Here is a 19700-nt window from a genome sequence, read left to right as displayed (position 1 = left end):
GCGAATCATGCCGGTCCGGATCACACGAATAGCTTGTCGATCCATTTACCGCAGCTCAGGGGAAAAAGTCGCGCCAGACGGCCCGCACTCCTTCCAGACAGAATTTACATACCGGGCAAAGACCCGTTTGATCAGGAAACAAGATAATGGCTAGTGCAAACGACAATCGCGTCATCATTTTCGACACCACTTTGCGTGATGGGGAACAGTCCCCGGGTGCATCGATGACGCTTGATGAAAAGCTGCGCGTGGCGCACGCACTGGCGGAACTGAAGGTTGATGTCATCGAAGCAGGCTTTGCCATCGCATCGAACGGCGACTTCCAGTCCGTCCATGAAATCGCCAAGCAGGTCAAAGGACCGACCATCTGTTCGCTGGCACGTGCCGCCAAGGGCGACATCGAACGCGCGGCAGAGGCATTGGAACCGGCTGAGAACAAGCGTATCCACACCTTCATCTCCACAAGCCCGCTGCATATGAAATACAAATTGCAGATGGAACCGGAACGCGTTCTGGAAAAGGTGATTGAAAGTGTGACACTGGCCCGCAAGTTCACCGACGATGTTGAATGGTCGGCAGAAGACGGTTCGCGTACCGAACATGACTTCCTGTGCCGTTGCGTCGAAGCGGCCATTGATGCCGGTGCGACCACCATCAACATCCCCGATACGGTTGGCTACACCACGCCGACCGAATATGCCGAACTGATGACCATGCTGTTTAACCGCGTGCCGAACATCGACAAGGCGATCCTGTCGGTTCACTGCCACAACGATTTGGGCATGGCGGTTGCCAACTCGATCTCGGCGGTCAATGCAGGGGCGCGTCAGATCGAATGCACGATCAATGGCCTCGGCGAACGTGCCGGTAACGCCGCACTCGAAGAAATCGTGATGGCGATCAACACCCGTAACGATGCCTTCCCGTTCACCACGGGCATTGATACCACCAAGATCATGAACGCATCGCGTCTGGTTTCCGCTGTTTCCGGCTTTGTCGTACAGCCAAACAAGGCCATCGTTGGCGCCAATGCGTTTGCCCATGAAAGCGGCATCCATCAGGACGGCTTCCTGAAGAATTCCGAAACCTATGAAATCATGAAGCCGGAATCGATTGGCTTGAACAAATCAAGCCTGGTCATGGGCAAGCACTCTGGTCGTCACGCGTTCAAGGAAAAGCTCAAGGAACTGGGCTTTACCGATTTGGGTGACAACGCGATTGAAGATGCGTTTGCACGCTTCAAGGACTTGGCCGACAAGAAAAAAGAAGTCTATGACGACGACATCGTCGCTCTGGTCGATGACGGCATGCGCGACAACGAACATATCAAGTTCGTTGGCCTGACCGTTACCTGTGGCTCCAAAGGCCCGCAGACTGCGGAACTGGAACTGACCGTCGACGGTGAAACCCGCACGGCCAAGACCACCGGCGATGGCCCGATTGATGCGACCTTTAACGCGATCAAGGAGATCTATCCGCATGACTGGCGCCTGAAGCTTTATCAGGTGCACGCCGTAACCGAGGGCACCGATGCCCAGGGAACGGTCACAGTCAAACTCGACGGCGAAGATCGCACGGTTGTCGGCAACGCATCGGATACCGATACCGTGGTTGCATCCTGCCTTGCCTATGTTACGGCAGTGAACAAGCTGATCGAAAAAAGCAAGAAAACCGCACCGGATGCGATGGCATCCTAAGCAAGGCTTATTGGTTTACATCTAAAGGGCGGCACCTATGCCGCCCTTTTCTTATGTGTGAATGGTGGCATGGCCAACGGTGTGATAGAATTTGGCACCCGTGAATGGAGTTGCCGATGGCCCCGCCAAGCAAAGCTCTGCGTGCGTTTTCATATGTTCTGATCGTTACGATTGCTGTGGCCCTGTCTGTTGGCACGGTCATAACTTCCACAAACGCGTTCGCACAAACGCCGACAATGCAGTCGGGTCAGCATGTCACCGTACCGTCACTGCCCTACCCCAAAAGCGGTTTGAGGCAACGCCTGATCGCCGCCGGGAAAGCCATACCTAGCGTTGATGAAAGCCTGCAAGCAGGTATTCCAGCAGTTTATTTCGAACCGGCTGCGGCCAATGGAAACGCAAAGCCACCTTATCCTGCCATCGTCGCCCTGCCCGACTGTGACAACCATTTTCCCGAAAAGTGGATCAAGATCCTGCGACAAAGCGGATACGCCGTACTTTTGATCTCACCACCTAACGCCCATCCGACGCAGGATTACTGTGGTGGCGGGGAACTTCAAACGCCGAAACACGGTCTGTCCTACTGGGCGTTCGATGCCATCAGCGCGCTTCATTACCTTGCCGGGGCAAAATCCATTGCGCCAGCAAACATTGCCGTCTTCGGTTATGGCTATGGTGCCGGCGCAGCTCAGCTAGCGATTTATCGCGATGGCCATGCCAAACACTACCAACACCGATTTAAGGCGCTCGTCGGGCTAAGACCGCAATGTATGTCGGAAATGGACAACTTTGTGCCCAGCCTGCTTGTGGCTGTCAAAAATGATCCATTTAACCCACCGGCATGGTGTGAATGGCGTATGGATCGCGACCTTTACAACGGGCGCGAACTCGTTCGGTTTGAAGTCGTTGAAAGCAGCGAAATGATTGAAAAACAAACGACTCGCACAACGTTGCAAATAGAAAACAGTCCGCTTGTAGTCTCACTGGTGACAGATTTCCTTTCTGCAATGGGCATCTCAGAAAATATAGGACGAAATTGAATTTCTCCGCCAAGACCATATTACTGATCATGTTTTTGATGCCTTATTTCAGGAAAATTACGCGCCTTAATTATTCCTCAATCCCCTGAGCAGATTATTCGTGCATCGGCTTATTCCTTACGCTATCAAAGCCGGTACATTCGCTTTTGAGATTTTACTTTTAACCGGGGCATAGGGCAGGAATGTTTTCCAAGCTTCTTGGGGTTTTATCCTCCGACATGGCGGTGGATCTGGGCACCGCGAACACACTGGTTTACGTTAAGGGACGAGGCATCGTTCTGAACGAACCATCCGTGGTGGCCATTACCGACGAAAAAGGCAAGAAACAGGTCCTTGCAGTTGGTGAAGAAGCCAAACAGATGCTCGGTCGTACCCCGGGGTATATTCAGGCGATCCGCCCGTTGCGAGACGGCGTTATTGCGGAATTCCACATCGCCGAGGAAATGATCAAGCACTTTATCCGCAAGGTCCATAACCGTCGCAACTTTGCCAGCCCGGAAGTCATCATCTGCGTACCGTCGGGTTCGACCGCAGTTGAACGCCGCGCCATTCAGGAAAGTGCAGAAAGTGCTGGCGCGCGTAAAGTCTGGCTGATTGACGAGCCGATGGCGGCTGCCATTGGTGCCGGCCTTCCGGTGACGGAACCGACCGGCTCCATGGTTGTCGATATCGGCGGTGGCACCACCGAGGTTGCCGTTCTCTCGCTGGGCGGTATCGTCTATGCGCGTTCGGTACGTGTCGGTGGTGACAAAATGGATGAAGCGATCATTGCTTACATCCGTCGCACTCATAACCTTCTGGTCGGCGAGAGCACCGCCGAACGCATCAAGAAGGAAATCGGTTCTGCCTGTGCACCGGATGACGGTGATGGCGCAACCGTTGAAATCCGCGGTCGTGACCTGATGAACGGCGTTCCGAAGGAACTGCTGATTTCTGAACGCCAGATCGCAGAAAGCCTTGCAGAGCCTGTTTCGGCAATCATCGAGGCGGTGAAAGTCGCCCTCGAACAGACCCCGCCGGAACTTGCTGCTGACATCGTGGACAAGGGTATTGTCCTGACCGGTGGCGGCGCGATGCTGGGCAACCTTGATTACGTTCTGCGCCACGCAACCGGTCTTCCGGTTTCGATTGCAGATGATCCGCTTTCCTGCGTTGCACTGGGTACCGGTCGCGCGCTGGAAGAGAAAAAGATGCTGCGCAACGTCCTGCACACAGCATACTGATAAAAAAGCGGCCTTGAATATCATCACCGGGTCGTATCCTTACTGGACGCGACTCGGTGATTTCGTTATGGTTGAATATCCCGCACGGGATGAAGAACAACCTTTTGGGAATTCGCGGGGAATACATTGGCACAGCATGGTGGTCCGCAGCAGCGTATCTTTTCGCCGTTACGCACGGCCCTTCACCGCTTCGCTTTCATACTGCTGATTTTATCGGCCTTTGGCCTGATGCTTCTGGGCAAGGCCGATACTGTTCTGATCGAGCGGATCCGCGCCGCGTCGGCTGATCTGGTGTCGCCGGTGATGAACGTCATTTCGCGCCCTGCGGCCAGCATCAACGAGCTGACCGACAAGATTTACAACCTCGCCCATCTTTACGAAGAAAACGAGCGCCTGCGCCGCGAAAACCAGCAACTGCTGGCCTGGCAGCAAGCCGCACGCAATCTTTCACATGAGAATGCCCGTCTTCGCGATCTGGCAAGCTACACCTCCCCGCCTGCCCTGCATCTGGTAACCTCCCGCGTGATTGCCGATATGGGCGGTGCCTATGCCCACAGTGTGATGATTTCCGCCGGATCGCGCGATGGCGTTGCCAAGGGGCAAGCCGTGATTTCGGACGAAGGCCTGATTGGCCGCGTTGCCGAGGCGGGGTATCAGGCGTCACGTGTTCTTCTGATCACCGATATCAACTCTCGTGTTCCGGTTGTTGTGGAAAATTCCCGCGACCGTGCATTTCTTTCCGGTGACAACACCAACCGCCCGCTCCTGACCTTCCTGACTGCGGATGCGGCCGTTGCACCGGGTGACCGTATTTTGACATCGGGCCATGGTGGTGCGTTCCCACCGGGCATTCCGATCGGGGTTGTCTCATCGGTTTCCGAAAATGCCGTTCGCGTCGCTCCGATGTTCCGCCGCCATCAACTGGAATATCTGCGGGTTGCTGATTACGGCCTTCAGGGCATCCTGAGCGATGACCGCATTCGCCAAAGCCAACCGTCCAACGATACAAACATAACTGAAGTATCGCCGGACCTGCCTGACGGCGTCGGCATTGTTCCTGCAGGCCCGACCGGTAATGACGGCACATCCCCCTCCACCAACGCGGCAGGGGAAGCCCAGTGAAACCCGGCGTCTGGCATCGACTGGACATTATTGCCCGCGGCCTTTTTCCTGCCTTCAGTGTTTTCGCTCTGTTGCTGATTAATCTTCTGCCGCTCAGCGTGCCGTTGTTATCAACCGCCTCACCGGCACTGGCACTGATGGCTGTGTTTTACTGGTCGGTGAACCGCCCTGACCTGCTGACGGCCGTTACAGCCTTCCTGCTGGGCCTGTTGCAGGATCTGTTGATGGGCTTGCCGCTTGGCGTCAGTTCGCTTGTGCTCGTGCTGGTGCAGACCGGATCGGCAAGTCAGGGGCGCTTTTTCCATAACAAGCCGTTCAGCGTGATGTGGTGGGGCTTTGCATTGGTGGCCATTCCGGCACTTTTGGTTCAGTGGCTGCTGAGTTCGGCCCTGATCGGTGCATTGTTGCCCTTCAAGGCAACCATGATCAGCTATGTGTTGACGGCTGCCTTGTTCCCGATTGTTGCCTGGGTTCTGGCGCGCGCACAAAATACCCTTTTGCGTTATGTCTAGGCTGCCATGCGCGATTGATGAACTGCGCAATATTGATGTTTTGGCAACGGCTACTAGCTATGATGGGGAAAGGCTGTTTTAATCCCCGATCAACCGGGATAAAACGGGCCAGAAATTGAACACTCGGCCTTGCGGCTACTGACGAAATACAGGTATCCAACGCCCATGTGGCATCGTGACTCAGACCGGTTCAGACTGTTTACCCGACGCGCCCTGATGCTGGGTGCGGGCAAGGGTGTATTGCTGACTGGTCTTGCCGCGCGCATGTACTACCTGCAGGTCCTTGAAAGCGACCGCTATCAGACGCTGGCCGATGAAAATCGTATCTCGCACCGCCTGCTGCCGCCGCCGCGTGGACTGGTCACCGACCGTTTCGGTGCGCCGCTTGCGGTAAACCGGCAGAATTATCACATCATGATCGTGCGCGAACAGACACCCGATGTCCGCCGCACGCTTGAAATCCTGGACCAGATCATCGAACTTGGCCCCGACACGATCGAGCGCGTTGAACGCGATGCAGCCCGTCGGCGTTCCTTTGTTCCGGTCACAGTGCGCGATAACCTGACATGGGATGAAGTCGCACGCGTCGGTGTAAATGCACCCGACCTGCCCGGCCTGATCATTGATGCCGGACGATCACGCGACTATCCCGAAGGACCGCACCTTGCGCATACACTGGGTTATGTTGCTGCCGTTTCTGAAAAGGAACTGACAGGCGATCCGCTTTTGGAATTGCCGGGCTTCACCATTGGCAAAAGCGGCGTTGAAAAGGTTTATGACTTGGCACTGCGCGGCACGGCTGGCACCAGCCAGGTCGAAGTCAACGCACTGGGTCGCGTCATTCGCGAACTGGAACGCGAAGAAGGTGACAGCGGCAACACGGTTGTCATGACGCTTGATCTCGAATTGCAGCGCTACACCAATCAGCGACTGTCGGATCAGGAAAGTGCCGCTGCGGTGGTTATGGACATCCATAATGGTGAAGTGCTCGCCCTGTCGTCGCACCCGGCCTATGACCCGAACGCCTTTACCAATGGCATTTCGCACAAGCTTTGGAACAGTCTGGTCAACAACCCGTATGCACCGCTTTCCAACAAGGCTGTGAACGGCACCTATGCGCCCGGTTCGACTTTCAAGATGTGCGTCGCACTTGCCGGACTGGAAGCAGGCATTATTTCGCCAAACCAGAAATTCTTCTGCAACGGGCATCTTGATCTCGGGAATGCGCGTTTCCACTGCTGGAAACGCGGCGGTCATGGCTGGATGAACATGCATGACTCAATCAAGCATTCCTGTGACGTCTATTACTACGAAATCTCCCAGAAAATCGGGATCGACCGCATTGCGGCCATGGCAAACAAGCTGGGCCTTGGCGAAGATACCGGCATTGACCTTCCCAACGAACGTAGCGGCCTGATCCCGACCAAGGACTGGAAGGAAATCCAGCTTGGCAAACGCTGGCAGGGTGGTGAAACGCTGATTGCGTCTATCGGGCAGGGATATGTTCTGGCAACGCCGTTGCAACTTTGCACGATGACTGCACGTCTGGCCTCGGGCAAGGCGGTGCGCCCGCACCTGACGCGTGACAATGTCACCCCAGAAGGCGTCACCAGCCGCCAGGCCGAAGAATTCCCGGAACTTCAGGTCAGTCGCGCCAACCTGGCCCGAATTCGTGATGCAATGAACGGTGTGACGAACGAATTGCGCGGCACAGGCCATGGCGCACGGATCGCCATCAAGGGCATGGAAATGGCTGGCAAAAGTGGTACCAGTCAGGTTCGCCGCATCACCATGCGCGAGCGCCAAACCACGGGCGTGCTTGATAACAATGACTTGCCGTGGAAATACCGTGACCACGCCCTGTTTGTTGCCTTTGCGCCGGTCGATAACCCGCGTTATGCCTGTTCAGTGGTGGTTGAACATGGTGGTGGTGGTTCGAGTGTTGCGGGCCCGATTGTCCGTGACCTGCTGCTAAAAGCGCAGGAACTGCAATCCGCGCGTCAGGGCATCTCGGCCGCCGACCAGCCCAATAGTGCAAACCTCCGGCGCAATCCGGCCCACAGCGATCAGGACGAGGGTTAAGCCATGGCAGGAAGCAGATTTCGCATTGGTGAAGACCCGGATTATGTACCGATCGGCCGCCGGTTGTTGTTGCTGAACTGGACGCTTGTTCTTTTGATCGCAGCCCTATCTGGCATCGGCTTTGCCATGCTCTATTCAGCGGCCAACGGATCACTGCAACCCTGGGCCGAACGCCAGATGATGCGTTTTGCCGTGGGTGCGGCACTGATGATCATCATCGCGGTAACCGATATACGCGTCTGGCTGAAGCTTGCCTATTTCTCGTATTTTGTTGCGCTCATTTTACTGGTAGCGGTCGAAATCAAGGGCGATATCGGCATGGGCGCGCAGCGCTGGATCAATCTGGGTTTCTTCCAGTTGCAGCCGTCTGAACTGATGAAAATCTCTTTGGTTCTGGCACTTGCACGGTATTTCCATGGTTTGACGACCGAAGATGTCGGTCGTATCCCGCTTTTGATTCCGCCGATTTTGATGGTTCTTGCGCCCTCTGCCCTAGTGCTACGCCAACCTGACCTTGGCACCACGTTGCTGCTGATTGCCGGGGGTGGTGTGATTTTCTGGCTGGCTGGGGTGCGCATCTGGAAGTTCGCGCTTGTTCTCGGCACGGCACTTGCGGCCATTCCGATTGGCTGGCAGTTCTTGCGCGAATATCAAAAGAACCGCGTTCTGACCTTCCTGAACCCGGAAAATGATCCGCTTGGTGCGGGCTATCACATTACGCAATCAAAGATCGCGCTTGGGTCTGGCGGGCTGTTTGGCAAAGGGTTCATGTTGGGTTCGCAAAGCCATCTTAACTTCCTGCCGGAAAAACAAACCGACTTTATCTTCACCATGCTGGGCGAAGAATTCGGCTTGGTCGGTGGCATGGCGTTGCTGGGCCTTTATGCGCTGGTAATCACCTATGGCTATGTCATCGCACTGCGCTGTCAGAACCAGTTTGGACGCCTTGTCGCCATCGGTGTGACCTCGACCTTCTTCCTTTACGTCTTTATCAACATCGCGATGGTGATGGGTCTGATCCCGGTGGTTGGCGTACCGTTGCCGCTTGTGTCTTATGGCGGCACGGTGATGATGACCATTCTGGTCAGCTTCGGGCTTTTGATGAGCGTATCAATCCACCGCGACATCCGGATTTCCCGACAGGGTAATGACGACGGCCGGAATTAAAGACACGCATTCCTGATGCACATGCATCCGGCGTCGCACCGGAATTATCCGATCAATCAAATGTCAGAGGGCAGCTGATCCTTGAATTCCGAAAGCGTGCTGAAGTCAGCCAGCTTGCATCGGTTACGCCCGGTTGCCTTGGCATCATAAAGTGCGTGATCCGCCAACGAGTACAATATCCCCGGGATATCGGTGTTTTCCGAGTTCCTCAGAACATCAAATTGCGCGGCAACGTCCGGATCAAACTCAGCCAAACCCTTTGCAGACGGCAAGCCCGACACCCCAAAGCTTGAGGTAAAGGAAAGTTTGCTGCCGCCATACTCGACACTGTTCTGCTCCAGGCCCTTGCGCAAACGTTCGGTGAGGATCATCGCCCCCTGCAATTCCTCCCCCGGCAGCAACACAGCGAACTCTTCACCGCCCATACGCGCCGGAATATCGATGGAGCGCAGTGTTGTTCTAAGTGTTTCTGCCAAGGCAACCAGAACCGCGTCACCGGCCTGATGACCATAGGTATCGTTCAGCGCCTTGAAACGGTCGATATCAAGAAGAATGAAGGATACAGGCGTATCCCTGCGCCGCCAGACGGCAACAGCGTCTTCCAACCTGCCCAGAAAGGCACGACGGTTAGGCAACCCGGTCAATGGATCCGTTGACGCAAGCACTTCAAGCTTTTGCATCGCGGAATTGAGTTCTTCTGTACGCTGTGCGACACGTTCTTCCAAAGTGATGTTCGCATTCTGCAGTTCGTCGCGGGCTCTGCGCAATTCCCCGACTTGCTTGCGGATCATTCCGAAAAGCCCGACCGTCACCGAACCAAGCAACTGAACTTCGTCGTCATGACGATGTTCCGGCGGCATCTGAAGCGGGCGACTATCGTCTGTCGGGTTCGCGTTAACGATATAGTTTCCAAGCCGTATCACGGGTCGTGAGAAAACGAAGTAGCTCATTGCCGCAAAACAAAGGGCCATCACCGCCGCCAAAATCATGGTCGCAAGGAACGACCACGAAAGACGCGTCATGTAGGCGTTCACATAAACCTGCGGATTAAGCTCAATCACCATCTCGCCAATGGTGGCGACAGGTTTTCGTTCGGGGTCGCGCACCGGAACAGTGATGGTTTGCAGCCCGCCAAACATCTTCTCGGCCCAGCGCGAGACTGGTATTTCGCCTGCGGGTCGTTTTAGTTCAAAAAAGATACCGTCATCGGCGTTGGTAAGAATAACGCGTGCAATGGACCGATTGTTGAGCATCCCGCGCACCATAATATTGGCCAGTTCGCGGTCGCGCTTGATCATGACTTCAGTCGCGACAGGCGCACTGGAGGAAAAGATACGCTGGTTGCTCTGCTGATAGACACCTTCGAGCCAGAGATAATCCTGATATCCGCGAATGGCGACGATGATGAGGCCAAGAGCAATTGCCAGGAAAAGAGAGTACTTTAACTGACGAGCCGCAATTGTGCTGCCCAATCGCATCCCGGCAAGATCATCAAAATGCTTTTCGTCTGGTTCTCGTGCCAAGCGTCTCGACCTTGTCTTTCTAAAGATTTACCGGATGATGGCTTTTGCTATTCACGCATGCCATCGCCGGGATGTAACACAAAGTTATACTCTGTGCCGAATGGGGAATTGGCAATACTAAAATCCTTAAAATCCAAGCTGTTCCAATCCCTGCTGCCCAGGACATCGACAAAGTGAGATATGTTTTCGCGTGTGATCGCCTCCATCCTGAAAAAGATTTCGGGATGATGGGAAAGAAATTCAACGCCATGAATGTAATCGTGCAGCAATACCATGACCCATGCGCCAGCAAAGAAGTGGCCCCCGTGGGTCATGGTCATCTTGCCGTCTGCGACGTTGCGCAAGCCCGCAGGTGACCAGTTCAGTCCACCGACAAAGACATCTTTCCCGGGTTTCCGCCCTGCTTTCTCCAGAGCCGCAATTGCACCCAGCGCAATATCATCATTGGCAGCCCAGACCGCATCGACGCATCCGCCCCGTCTAAGCCAGTTTTCTGTCTGACGGTATGCCTCATCGTATGACCAGTTTGCCACCAGACGACGCTGTTCGCGAAGAAGCGGAAAACGACTAAGCGCGTGGTCAAGTCCCTGCAGTCGCTGAAGCGAGGCTGGTGTCTTGCTGTCCCCGGCGATGGATAACAGGCATAGCGGCGCTGGTTGCCGATTTTCGGTTTGAAGACGTGCACTATCAATCAGGGACTTGGCGATGTCATAACCGGCACGCTCGTTGTCCGGCGTCAGGGAGAATATCCAGTGATCAAAATCCCTGCCCGGATAGCCATATGCGTTCTTTTGCTCTTTTGTCAGGTCATTGAGCAACATGATGACCGGGATGCCGCGTTCTTCTGCTTCCAGAACGATGCGCGTTCCCTGCTGATGTTCGTTAACGGCAATGATGTAATCAGGCGCGGGTTCAAGGGCAAAAACCTTCTGCGCACTTTCGATCATCATCTTGCTGTCGCGGTTGCTATCGAAAACGATCAGTTCATAGCCAAACTGATCTGAAGCCGCCTGCATGGTGTCGCGCACATCTTTCCAGAAACCGCGATCCCCATACCCCGGATTGATAAAGGCTACGCGTGTTGGAACGTCAGTGGCGTCATGCTCCGTCGCTTGTGGGGTCGCCAATGGCAGGCACCAAAGCACGATCACGAAAAGCAAAACCACCGCGCACGACTTCAAGCCAATTTTCTGTTCTCGCTCTTTTTGCTGCGGGCTACAGCGTCGGACTAAACAACCCACTTAGGCATACCTCGATCTATAATACATCGCTTCAAACCGGCAACGCGTGCATGCTTACGCCAAGCCACAGTTACAAACGGTGGCGGAAGCAACAGGCGACCTCCACCCCGACCGGCTAGTTATAATATACGATGGTATACAAACTTGACATCAGGATGGGAACCGGTTCTTTGCAAAATCGAGGTAAAATAAACGCGATATCAGCCGCCGGTTGATTGCGTACGCTTCAACGCTTCGACCAATTCCTTGTTCGACATGTTGGCCCGGTTCTGTATGCCTTTCTGCGCGGCCAAATGATAAAGATCATCTCGACGCCACTTGTCATAACTTGGCGCACCGTGAAGTCGCTGTGCAGAAGTTTCCTGATCTGTTTGCCCAGAAATTTTATTAAAGCTCGCCACTGTTGCCTCCATGTTGGGACGGTCACAAGCAGTCTTGGCACTGTGTACAGTGCTGGGGGATGAAAATCCGTTCTAGATTTCATGTAGGGGGAATTGACTGATTTTCTATTCCCCGGAACGCATTTTTCATCGCCAAACGGCGTAACAAACTGAGTAATCTCGCAAAAATAATGAAAAAGGCAGATCCAGTTGATCTGCCTTTGGGGTCACTCCCACTAATGAAGCAAAAGATAACAGCTATGGCGTGGCAAGGAGCGCGCGCATGGCGTCAACTGTCCGCTGTGTTATCTCGTCGAGTTCCTTGATCTTGTCATCAAGTGCTGGATCGAAATCACCTTCGAAACGCTCAAATGCCAATGCAGCTTCTGCAAGTTCGGGCGCCGCCATATTTCTGGCCATCCCCTTGATGGCGTGTCCAGACCGCGTGATACCATCAAGGTCCTTCGTAGCCGCAGCCTCGATCAGACGGGCGCGCTCTTCGTCGTAGGAGGCCGGGAGCAAATTCACCAGCAGCAATACCTGATCCTTGCCAAGGGCTTGGCACAACTCTTCAAAACGGGCGTTATCAATCAATTCCATCGACAAACCTTTCTGTGCAGCCTATGGCAGTATCACGTCTGGCACAACACCACTCAACCCGTACCAATGTCGGGGGCATTCCGGCTTTTACTGCATATGGTTAATCGTAGCACACGCGTCCACAACGTCATTTGCCCATTTAAGGGTTTCGGCATCCATTGACTGCATGTGACGGTATTTTTCAAACTGTTTGGCAATCAAGGCCAGACGTTCCAAAAACACCGGTGGATGATCAAGCCCCAACAACTGATCGGCAAGCGGATCAAAGGCGGCATTCTGAAATTCAAGTGACAGGCTGATCCTGGGTTCGCTGGCATACGGGCTTGCCCTTCCACCCCAATGATAAAGATCCTGTCGCCAGCCCATCACCGCACCAGGCTTGGCCGGAAGGGCGCGAATATCTTGAAGGCGGACCTCACCCGGTTCTGAAACCGGTGCCGGGTAACCTTTCTCGAAATTGCGGGGTAAGACATGCATACAGCCATTTTCAGGCGTGGCATTGCTCAGCGGCACCCAAAGAGAAAGGCTGATCAGCATCTCATCGCCAATCGTACTTTCACCCTGGTAATCGCGATGCGGTGGCCAGCCGCTTCCATCAGCATCGGGGTCGACATGCCACGCCCAGAAATGCGGCAAAAGCGCAATCCGATCGCCCAGAAAATGGGTCAGAAGCGGGCGTAACCAACGAAACACATCCCACGCTTCATCGTAAAGATATATCAGCGCGGGTGACAGGCCGTTGGCAACAAGCACTTCAATCCCGCGACGAAGTTTTTCAAGTTCGTCCGCCGGCAAAGCATCGTGGATCAGGAAATATCCCTCATCCCAAAACCGTTCAGAGAGCGCGCCCCCGTCAAAACCACCTTTATCGGCACCAATTTCCGAGATTTCGGTGCCCGGACCTACACCCTTGGAAATTGATAGTTGCGGGTTAAGCTTCTGCCATACCTGAATGTCTGTGGCATTTTGGGCTGTGATCATGGGAAAATGTCCGGTATTGAGGATGGCCGGACGATACGCAGCACTTTCCGCAATGGCAAGCGCGGAAACTTGATCCAAACCACAGACAGTTCACTTTCGATCAGGCTTGGCCCCATCATGACAAACAGCCATATCACGCCAAAACAACAACCGCCGATCAATCACGGTGGCGCAGTTGATCGGGCGGCAAGCAGATATGGCATTCCGACAAGCGACTGGTTGGATTTATCGACCGGTATCAACCCAATAGCCTACCCGGTTCCGAATATTGAAAACGCACACTGGCAACGCCTGCCACTCACCGCGGAGCTTGATGGCCTGAAAGCGGCAGCCAAGCAGTATTACAATCTGCCGACGACAGATCATCTCGTTTGCGCCCCAGGCACACAGGCCCTGATCCAGATGATGCCGTTCTGGCTGAAAGACCGAATGGCAGATCAGGCAACCGAAAACGTCCATGTCATGGGCCCGACATACGGCGAACATGAACGGTGCTGGCGACGTGCCGGGTACCACTGCCAATCCCATCAAACCGATCCGGCTGACAGGATTGCCAAGGCCACAGATATTCTGAGCACTGCCGAAACGGGAACAGTCATCATCCTGGTCAATCCCAACAACCCGGACGGGGCCATATTTGCCCCTGACGATATCTTCAAGCTGGGCAAACGTGCAGATGCACGCAATTGCTGGCTTGTGGTCGATGAGGCCTTTATGGATTGCCAACCGGACCAATCGGTTTGTTCGCGCATTGATCAGTTGCAAAACACCATTGTGTTGCGTTCATTTGGCAAGTTTTTCGGTCTTGCCGGGGCGCGACTTGGCTGTGCCGTCATGGATTGCAACCTTGCAACTGATCTTGAAAGCCGCGTTGGCCCATGGGCCATTCCCGGTCCGACCATGGTCGTGGGCGCGCAAGCTTTTTCCGATACGCAATGGCAGCAGCAAAGCCGAACACGTCTGACGGCAGACGCAGCGCGGCTTGATGATCTCATCACCAAGAACAGCAGACTGGTTCTATCTGGCGGCACCGATCTTTTCCGCTACTACGACGGCGCGGATTGTGTTGCCTTGGCAGATCACCTTGGACACCGGGGCATTCTGGTCCGGCTATTTGATCATGATGCAAACAAGGTTCGGCTTGGCCTGCCCGGAACTGATGCAGACTGGAAGCGCATTGAAGACGCGATGGCAGATTGGCACTGCGCAAACCGGTAAAATGACCTAAAGGCCGCTTTCTTCCCAGGATTGCTTTTTACGGTAGATTGTTGACGGGCTGACACCCAGGGCATCGGCTGCACGCGGGATGGACCCGCCACAACGCTCAATCGCCTCTTCGATTGCCTGCTTTTCAACCTGCCAAAGCGGCTTGATCTCGCCAAATCCGAGCCTTCCGGACCCGGATGCGGATGGCGACAATGCGGTTTGATCTTCGTCCCCAAAGTTGCCCCCTGCACCAGCACCAAGCAGTTGGTTGCTGCGCCCGGAATTATGGTTTTCGACAACCTTGCGCATTTGTCGGGCACCGGCAAGAAAGGCCAGCGCCTCCGGATCACCGGCCCAATGACGTCCGGGACCGCCCGGCTCGTTTGAGACGACCGGATGGGGTGGTGGGGCCTCAATCGTACCTGACCCGAACTGGTCACCGTCAGTGCCGCTATTGACCGGCCTTGGCACCATTGAAAGCGCCACCTCGGTCCCGTTATTGAGCACAACAATGTTACGGATGATATTTTGCAACTGGCGAATATTGCCCGGCCAGGAATACCTTGCAAACAGGGCGGAAACTTCGGGACTGAACCGTTCGAAATCGCGGCCTTCCTCGCGCGTGAAGCGTTGCAGGTAGAAATTGGCAATTTGCAGAATATCGTTATCGCGATCACGCAGGGGCGGCATGTGCAGCGGAATAACGTGCAAACGGTAATAAAGGTCTTCACGGAACCGACCGGAACGCACTTCTTCAAGTGGATCGCGGTTGGTCGCACAGACAAAACGCACATCAACTTTTTCTATCGAACTGCCGCCGACTTTCTGGAATGACCCGGTCTGGATAAACCGCAGAAGCTTGGTCTGCAGGTCCAGGTCCATTTCGCAAATCTCATCCAGAAACAGCGTGCCGCCATCCGCACGATGTGCTGCCCCTTCGCGGTCGGAAACAGCACCGGTAAACGCCCCTTTGACGTGACCGAAAATCTCGCTTTCCATAAGGTCTTTGGGAATGGCACCGCAGTTTAGCGGAATGAACGGATCCTTTGCCCGTTCCGAACGACGATGGATTGCCTCGGCGGCGAGTTCCTTACCGGTACCTGACTCACCGGTGATAAAGACAGTCGCACGGCTGGGGGCGGCATTTTCGATAATGCGATAGATATCACGCATGTTTTCCGACCCGCCGATGATGTCGAAATACATCTCGTCGGCATCGGGACTTTCCAGATCAATATCCGGGGCAGTCTGAAGGGCGGGTGCACCTTTGATCGCCTTGGTCACGGTGTCGCGTAACTTGTCTGCGGTGAAGGGTTTTAACAGGAAATCCCATGCCCCTTCGCGCATCGCCTCGACCGCGACATTGATCGACCCGTGGGCCGTTATAACAACAATTTTGCAATCCGGTGCGATTTGCGCGGCAGCGCGAAGAACCTCGCGCCCGTCCATGTCGGGCAAAATAAGATCAAGAACAAGGACATCCGGCGGATCATGGCGCAAACGTTCTATGGCGTTTGTGCCGCTGACGACGTGATCAACAACGTGACCATCGGCACGCAAGTAATCCTGATACACGCGCGCCAGCGACAGCGTATCTTCCACAATTACAATGCGTGCCTGCTCTGGCATTTTCTTGTTCTTATCCCGATATACCAATGTAGGTCAGCATACCGATAGTGTTGCTCATCTCACAACTACTAACATGTATTGCAGTCACTACCCAAACCATACACAATCAGATTAACGTTAAGAAAAGCATAGTCTTGGCCGGGTTTCCGCCACTGGCCAAACGCTTCAAGGAGAGTCCAGACTTGAATTACAAGACAGATTTCGCCAATGGAACAACCACAGTCGAAGTGACCGGTCGCTTCACATTCGGTGATCATTCGAGCTTTCGCAAACTGATCGAAGAAGTTCGCGGACATGGCTCATCGACGCTTGTTCTGGACATTTCCGGTGTCGATTTCATTGATTCTGCCGGTCTTGGCATGTTGCTGCTTGCCCGCGACGAGGGCGAAAAATCCAATACAAACGTCATCCTTCGTGGCGCACAGGGACAGGTCAAGCGCATGCTTGAAGTTGCCCGCTTTGATACCTTGTTCCAGCTGGAAAACTAATCAATGCCCGTTGGCCGAGATTCACGTGCAAAGTACTTGGTTGCCGTGCCGCACTCCGTCGCGCAAGACGACCTGTCAAAGCTTGTCGCTGGCATAAACCTGTGGGAAGCGACGGAAGCTGCAGCCAAATACATATCAGGGCAATCGCCCGAGGATTTTTCCAGCCAACGGCGTTTTTCATTTTGTATTTTGCCTTCACAGGTCGGTCGCGACTGGCTTGGCAGCCTGATCCGTCTGAATTGCGACACCTTTGTTGAATGTTTCCCCGAACTCGACCTTGGAGACTTGGCACCGCTGGTCGGTAAGAAATCACTGCCAAAACATGACCTGCTGGTCTGTCTTTCAACACGCAGCGCCTATCATTTACCGGTGGCGCGCAAATTTGTGACCAGCCTGCGGCATCGCGGCCTGATTGGTGATGGCGTCGCGTCCTCGGTTGAAATGGCCGTGCAGGAAGCATTCGCCAACTCGCTCATACATGGCAATCTGGAACTTGCAACCGGCGGCCATCTATCGATGGATCGCTTCAAGGAGCTCGGCGAAGAAACCGAACGCCGCCTTGCATCCGGCCATCATGGCGCCCGTGCAATTATCCTGACAGCGCGTCGGCGCAAAAATGGCCAAGTCGTTATCACCATCAATGATCAGGGCAACGGATTTTCACCGCCTGATGCAAAGGCAACCGCCCCGATTTCGCGTAAGGACACGACCTTTGGCCGCGGCCTCCCCCTGATCAGAAGCCTGTGTCACTCTGTGAATTTTCTGCGGGATGGCCGAACGATCGAACTGACTTTTGATGACAGTCAAAACACGACGGCGTTGGGTGACACGGCATTCCTCAATGATCTTGAAACGCACCTGACGACGTCGCCCGATGCACTGCGCATTGCACAGAACGCAACGATCCTGATTGCCGACGACACCCTCTTGTCGCGTGAAATCATTGCGTCCTATCTTCGGGCTGACGGGTTTACCAATCTGGTTTTTGCCAAGGATGGCGAAGATGCGATTGCCCAGATCAAGGCGCATAATCCCGATCTGATCATTCTTGATATCATCATGCCGAAACTGGATGGTTATGCCGTGTGCAAGGCCGTCCGTGCTGATCCTGCCTATGCAAAAACACCAATCATCGCCCAAACAGCGCTTGAAGAGAACGAAGGACGCACGCGCATTTTCGATGACGGGGCGACGGACCTTATCCTCAAACCGCTCAACAAGGCAGAACTGATCGCCCGCACCAAGATCCATCTCGAAAACCGGCTTTTGGTGCAGCAACTTCAGGCCTATCAGGCACGCACCCAGTCAGAACTGGAACTTGCGCGCAACATGCAGGAAAACCTGAACCCGACACCGGAACACTATCGTGGGGTCGGCATGGATTACGGCATGCGGATCAGTGCGACATTCCAGATGTCGTCCGAGCTCGGCGGCGATATGTGGGGGTTAGTACCAATTGATGCCCACCGGCTTGGCGTTTATATCGTTGATTTCGCGGGCCACGGGCTTGGTGCCGCACTCAACACCTTCCGCCTGCATTCTCTGATATGGTCCGAACAAGTCGACGATCAGACGCCGGAGGTGTATCTGCAGCGGCTTAATCGTCATCTCAAGGGGCTATTGCCTGTCGGGCAATATGCGACAATGCTGTATGGCATCGTTGATCGACAGAACAACACATTTGCCTATGCCAGTGCCGCCTGCACGTCACCTGTTCTGGGCAACACTGCGACCGGCGAGGCACGCTATCTTGATGGTTCGGGGGTGCCACTTGGTGTTATCAGGGACGCCCGCTATGAAACCCGCGAAGTCCCGTTCGACAAGGACAGTTTCCTGCTGCTTTACAGCGATGCACTGATCGAAACAACCTTGGACAATGGTCAGTTTCTCTGTGAGGCAGGCTTGCTTAAGATGTTGCAAGACACCGTTCTGGAAGGCGGTCGTGACATTGATCTTGCCGCACAGATTGCCGATCAGTTCATGGACCGTGCACCGGCAAAGCTTGATGATGATTTCACGATCGTTTCCCTGCAAGCAGCCAATATCCCGTCTGCTGGCTAGACACCTGCCGGATTAGGATACGCGGCCCCCGCGACCGATCGTGGACTGGATCAGGTCGCCAAACGGCTCGACATCACCCCATATGACCTGTGCATGGTCAAATGTCGGTTGCGGCCGGGTCTCGCAGTCATCATGCGAAACGGTATGCATACGGCTTGCGACCACGGTGCGTATCAGGTTGGCAAGCCCCTTGCGGGCACCCGCATGATCGGGTTCAGCGGCAAGAACAGCACCAAGCTGATCAAGTGCGCGCATCTTGTCCCGGCATCCCAGCAAATCAGCCGCAAGTACGCGCAACTCCCGCGCATCGGGGCGCAGGCTGATGGCGATTTCAAGATGTTCAAGCCCAAGGTCACGGCGGCCGGTCTGGATATAAACCCTTGTCAGGCCCAGATGGGTCGCCCCATCAAGATCATCAATCAGCAACGCCCGGCCAAACGCATTCAGCGCAAGATCACACAGACCAAGATCAAGCAGAACGTGGCCCAGCACACGAAGGCGGGCGGGCTGGTCGGGAAGACTGTCGATCAGACCGCGCAGACGGGCACGGATTTCCGGAGCGAGATCGATATCGCCCGTAATCGCCATTGCGGATGTTTGCAAAATCTCTGTCTGCGACGACATGGTCAACGGCCTCGTTCCCGCCAAAAATCGGGACCGGTGGTTGTGCCATTTCACAAAATACCGTTCCCGCTTTGGACAGAGTAGCGCCATCTGGTTGCAGGAAGATTAACCGAGTCGCAGCTTA

General features: G+C 54.7%; 17 protein-coding genes. 10 read left to right on the top strand and 7 right to left on the bottom strand.

Annotated features, from left to right (window positions below; translation table 11 throughout):
• Positions 1-146 precede the first annotated feature (146 nt).
• The 7 genes from WBY09_RS19355 to rodA all read left to right on the top strand — a co-directional run bounded on the left by WBY09_RS19355 (position 147) and on the right by rodA (position 8843).
• Positions 147-1697, top strand: coding sequence for a 2-isopropylmalate synthase (locus tag WBY09_RS19355; protein WP_008892090.1), 1551 nt, complete (start codon positions 147-149; stop codon positions 1695-1697).
• A gap of 236 nt (positions 1698-1933) precedes the next feature.
• Positions 1934-2737 carry an alpha/beta hydrolase family protein gene (locus WBY09_RS19350; RefSeq protein WP_252723945.1) on the top strand — a complete coding sequence of 268 codons (804 nt, stop codon included), beginning with the start codon at positions 1934-1936 and terminating at the stop codon, positions 2735-2737.
• A 182-nt stretch (positions 2738-2919) separates the two neighbouring features.
• Positions 2920-3960, top strand: a complete 1041-nt coding sequence (locus WBY09_RS19345) for a rod shape-determining protein (RefSeq protein WP_008892088.1) — start codon at positions 2920-2922, stop codon at positions 3958-3960.
• A gap of 126 nt (positions 3961-4086) precedes the next feature.
• Positions 4087-5082: a rod shape-determining protein MreC gene (mreC, locus tag WBY09_RS19340; RefSeq protein ID WP_197145385.1), complete on the top strand. Its 996-nt coding sequence runs from the start codon at positions 4087-4089 to the stop codon at positions 5080-5082.
• Positions 5079-5594 carry a rod shape-determining protein MreD gene (gene mreD / locus WBY09_RS19335; protein ID WP_008892086.1) on the top strand — a complete coding sequence of 172 codons (516 nt, stop codon included), beginning with the start codon at positions 5079-5081 and terminating at the stop codon, positions 5592-5594. Before mreC ends, mreD begins: the two co-directional genes overlap by 4 nt.
• Positions 5595-5759: 165 nt before the next feature.
• The gene (gene mrdA / locus WBY09_RS19330) at positions 5760-7676 is read left to right on the top strand and encodes a penicillin-binding protein 2 (protein WP_296990225.1); all 1917 of its coding nucleotides are present in this window, start codon (positions 5760-5762) and stop codon (positions 7674-7676) included.
• A gap of 3 nt (positions 7677-7679) precedes the next feature.
• Positions 7680-8843 carry a rod shape-determining protein RodA gene (rodA, locus tag WBY09_RS19325; protein ID WP_063090283.1) on the top strand — a complete coding sequence of 388 codons (1164 nt, stop codon included), beginning with the start codon at positions 7680-7682 and terminating at the stop codon, positions 8841-8843.
• A 56-nt stretch (positions 8844-8899) separates the two neighbouring features.
• Here the strand turns inward: rodA and WBY09_RS19320 are convergent, their stop codons facing one another.
• From WBY09_RS19320 to WBY09_RS19300, 5 genes are all read right to left on the bottom strand, one after another.
• Entirely contained in the window at positions 8900-10366 is a 1467-nt protein-coding gene (locus tag WBY09_RS19320) for a GGDEF domain-containing protein (RefSeq protein WP_336233646.1), read from the bottom strand.
• 47 nt (positions 10367-10413) lie between these two features.
• Positions 10414-11493, bottom strand: coding sequence for an ABC transporter substrate-binding protein (locus WBY09_RS19315; RefSeq protein ID WP_336233645.1), 1080 nt, complete (start codon positions 11491-11493; stop codon positions 10414-10416).
• A gap of 314 nt (positions 11494-11807) precedes the next feature.
• The gene (locus WBY09_RS19310) at positions 11808-12008 is read right to left on the bottom strand and encodes a hypothetical protein (RefSeq protein ID WP_008892081.1); all 201 of its coding nucleotides are present in this window, start codon (positions 12006-12008) and stop codon (positions 11808-11810) included.
• Between the two features lie 237 nt (positions 12009-12245).
• A complete protein-coding gene (locus tag WBY09_RS19305; RefSeq protein WP_336233644.1) occupies positions 12246-12587 on the bottom strand; it encodes an Hpt domain-containing protein in 342 nt (113 codons plus the stop codon).
• 87 nt (positions 12588-12674) lie between these two features.
• Entirely contained in the window at positions 12675-13568 is an 894-nt protein-coding gene (locus WBY09_RS19300) for a phytanoyl-CoA dioxygenase family protein (protein ID WP_336233643.1), read from the bottom strand.
• Positions 13569-13685: 117 nt separating this feature from the next.
• Here WBY09_RS19300 and cobD point away from each other — a divergent pair, with 117 nt between their 5' ends.
• Positions 13686-14786: a threonine-phosphate decarboxylase CobD gene (gene cobD, locus WBY09_RS19295; protein WP_336233642.1), complete on the top strand. Its 1101-nt coding sequence runs from the start codon at positions 13686-13688 to the stop codon at positions 14784-14786.
• 6 nt (positions 14787-14792) lie between these two features.
• On the opposite strand, the gene WBY09_RS19290 is transcribed toward cobD, so the two are convergent.
• Complete coding sequence (locus WBY09_RS19290; protein ID WP_336233641.1) at positions 14793-16403, bottom strand: sigma-54-dependent transcriptional regulator; 1611 nt, start codon at positions 16401-16403, stop codon at positions 14793-14795.
• 182 nt (positions 16404-16585) lie between these two features.
• Here WBY09_RS19290 and WBY09_RS19285 point away from each other — a divergent pair, with 182 nt between their 5' ends.
• Both WBY09_RS19285 and WBY09_RS19280 read left to right on the top strand, forming a co-directional pair.
• The gene (locus WBY09_RS19285; protein ID WP_063090454.1) at positions 16586-16891 is read left to right on the top strand and encodes an STAS domain-containing protein; all 306 of its coding nucleotides are present in this window, start codon (positions 16586-16588) and stop codon (positions 16889-16891) included.
• Positions 16892-16894: 3 nt separating this feature from the next.
• Positions 16895-18952 carry a SpoIIE family protein phosphatase gene (locus tag WBY09_RS19280; RefSeq protein ID WP_336233640.1) on the top strand — a complete coding sequence of 686 codons (2058 nt, stop codon included), beginning with the start codon at positions 16895-16897 and terminating at the stop codon, positions 18950-18952.
• Positions 18953-18964: 12 nt separating this feature from the next.
• Here the strand turns inward: WBY09_RS19280 and WBY09_RS19275 are convergent, their stop codons facing one another.
• A complete protein-coding gene (locus tag WBY09_RS19275; protein ID WP_336233639.1) occupies positions 18965-19576 on the bottom strand; it encodes a hypothetical protein in 612 nt (203 codons plus the stop codon).
• Positions 19577-19700 lie beyond the last annotated feature (124 nt).

The organism is Thalassospira sp. CH_XMU1458, assembly GCF_037027205.1.
GTDB classification, from domain to species: domain Bacteria; phylum Pseudomonadota; class Alphaproteobacteria; order Rhodospirillales; family Thalassospiraceae; genus Thalassospira; species Thalassospira tepidiphila.
This window is presented reverse-complemented; position numbering and strand designations above follow the sequence as displayed.

Coding starts and splice junctions, on each gene's coding strand:
- WBY09_RS19300 (WP_336233643.1), bottom strand. CDS start 13,568: ATGATCACAGCCCAAAATGCCACAGACATTCAGGTATGGCAGAAGCTT.
- cobD (WP_336233642.1), top strand. CDS start 13,686: ATGACAAACAGCCATATCACGCCAAAACAACAACCGCCGATCAATCAC.
- WBY09_RS19350 (WP_252723945.1), top strand. CDS start 1,934: ATGCAGTCGGGTCAGCATGTCACCGTACCGTCACTGCCCTACCCCAAA.
- WBY09_RS19345 (WP_008892088.1), top strand. CDS start 2,920: ATGTTTTCCAAGCTTCTTGGGGTTTTATCCTCCGACATGGCGGTGGAT.
- WBY09_RS19280 (WP_336233640.1), top strand. CDS start 16,895: ATGCCCGTTGGCCGAGATTCACGTGCAAAGTACTTGGTTGCCGTGCCG.
- WBY09_RS19290 (WP_336233641.1), bottom strand. CDS start 16,403: ATGCCAGAGCAGGCACGCATTGTAATTGTGGAAGATACGCTGTCGCTG.
- mrdA (WP_296990225.1), top strand. CDS start 5,760: ATGTGGCATCGTGACTCAGACCGGTTCAGACTGTTTACCCGACGCGCC.
- WBY09_RS19275 (WP_336233639.1), bottom strand. CDS start 19,576: ATGTCGTCGCAGACAGAGATTTTGCAAACATCCGCAATGGCGATTACG.
- WBY09_RS19305 (WP_336233644.1), bottom strand. CDS start 12,587: ATGGAATTGATTGATAACGCCCGTTTTGAAGAGTTGTGCCAAGCCCTT.
- WBY09_RS19355 (WP_008892090.1), top strand. CDS start 147: ATGGCTAGTGCAAACGACAATCGCGTCATCATTTTCGACACCACTTTG.
- rodA (WP_063090283.1), top strand. CDS start 7,680: ATGGCAGGAAGCAGATTTCGCATTGGTGAAGACCCGGATTATGTACCG.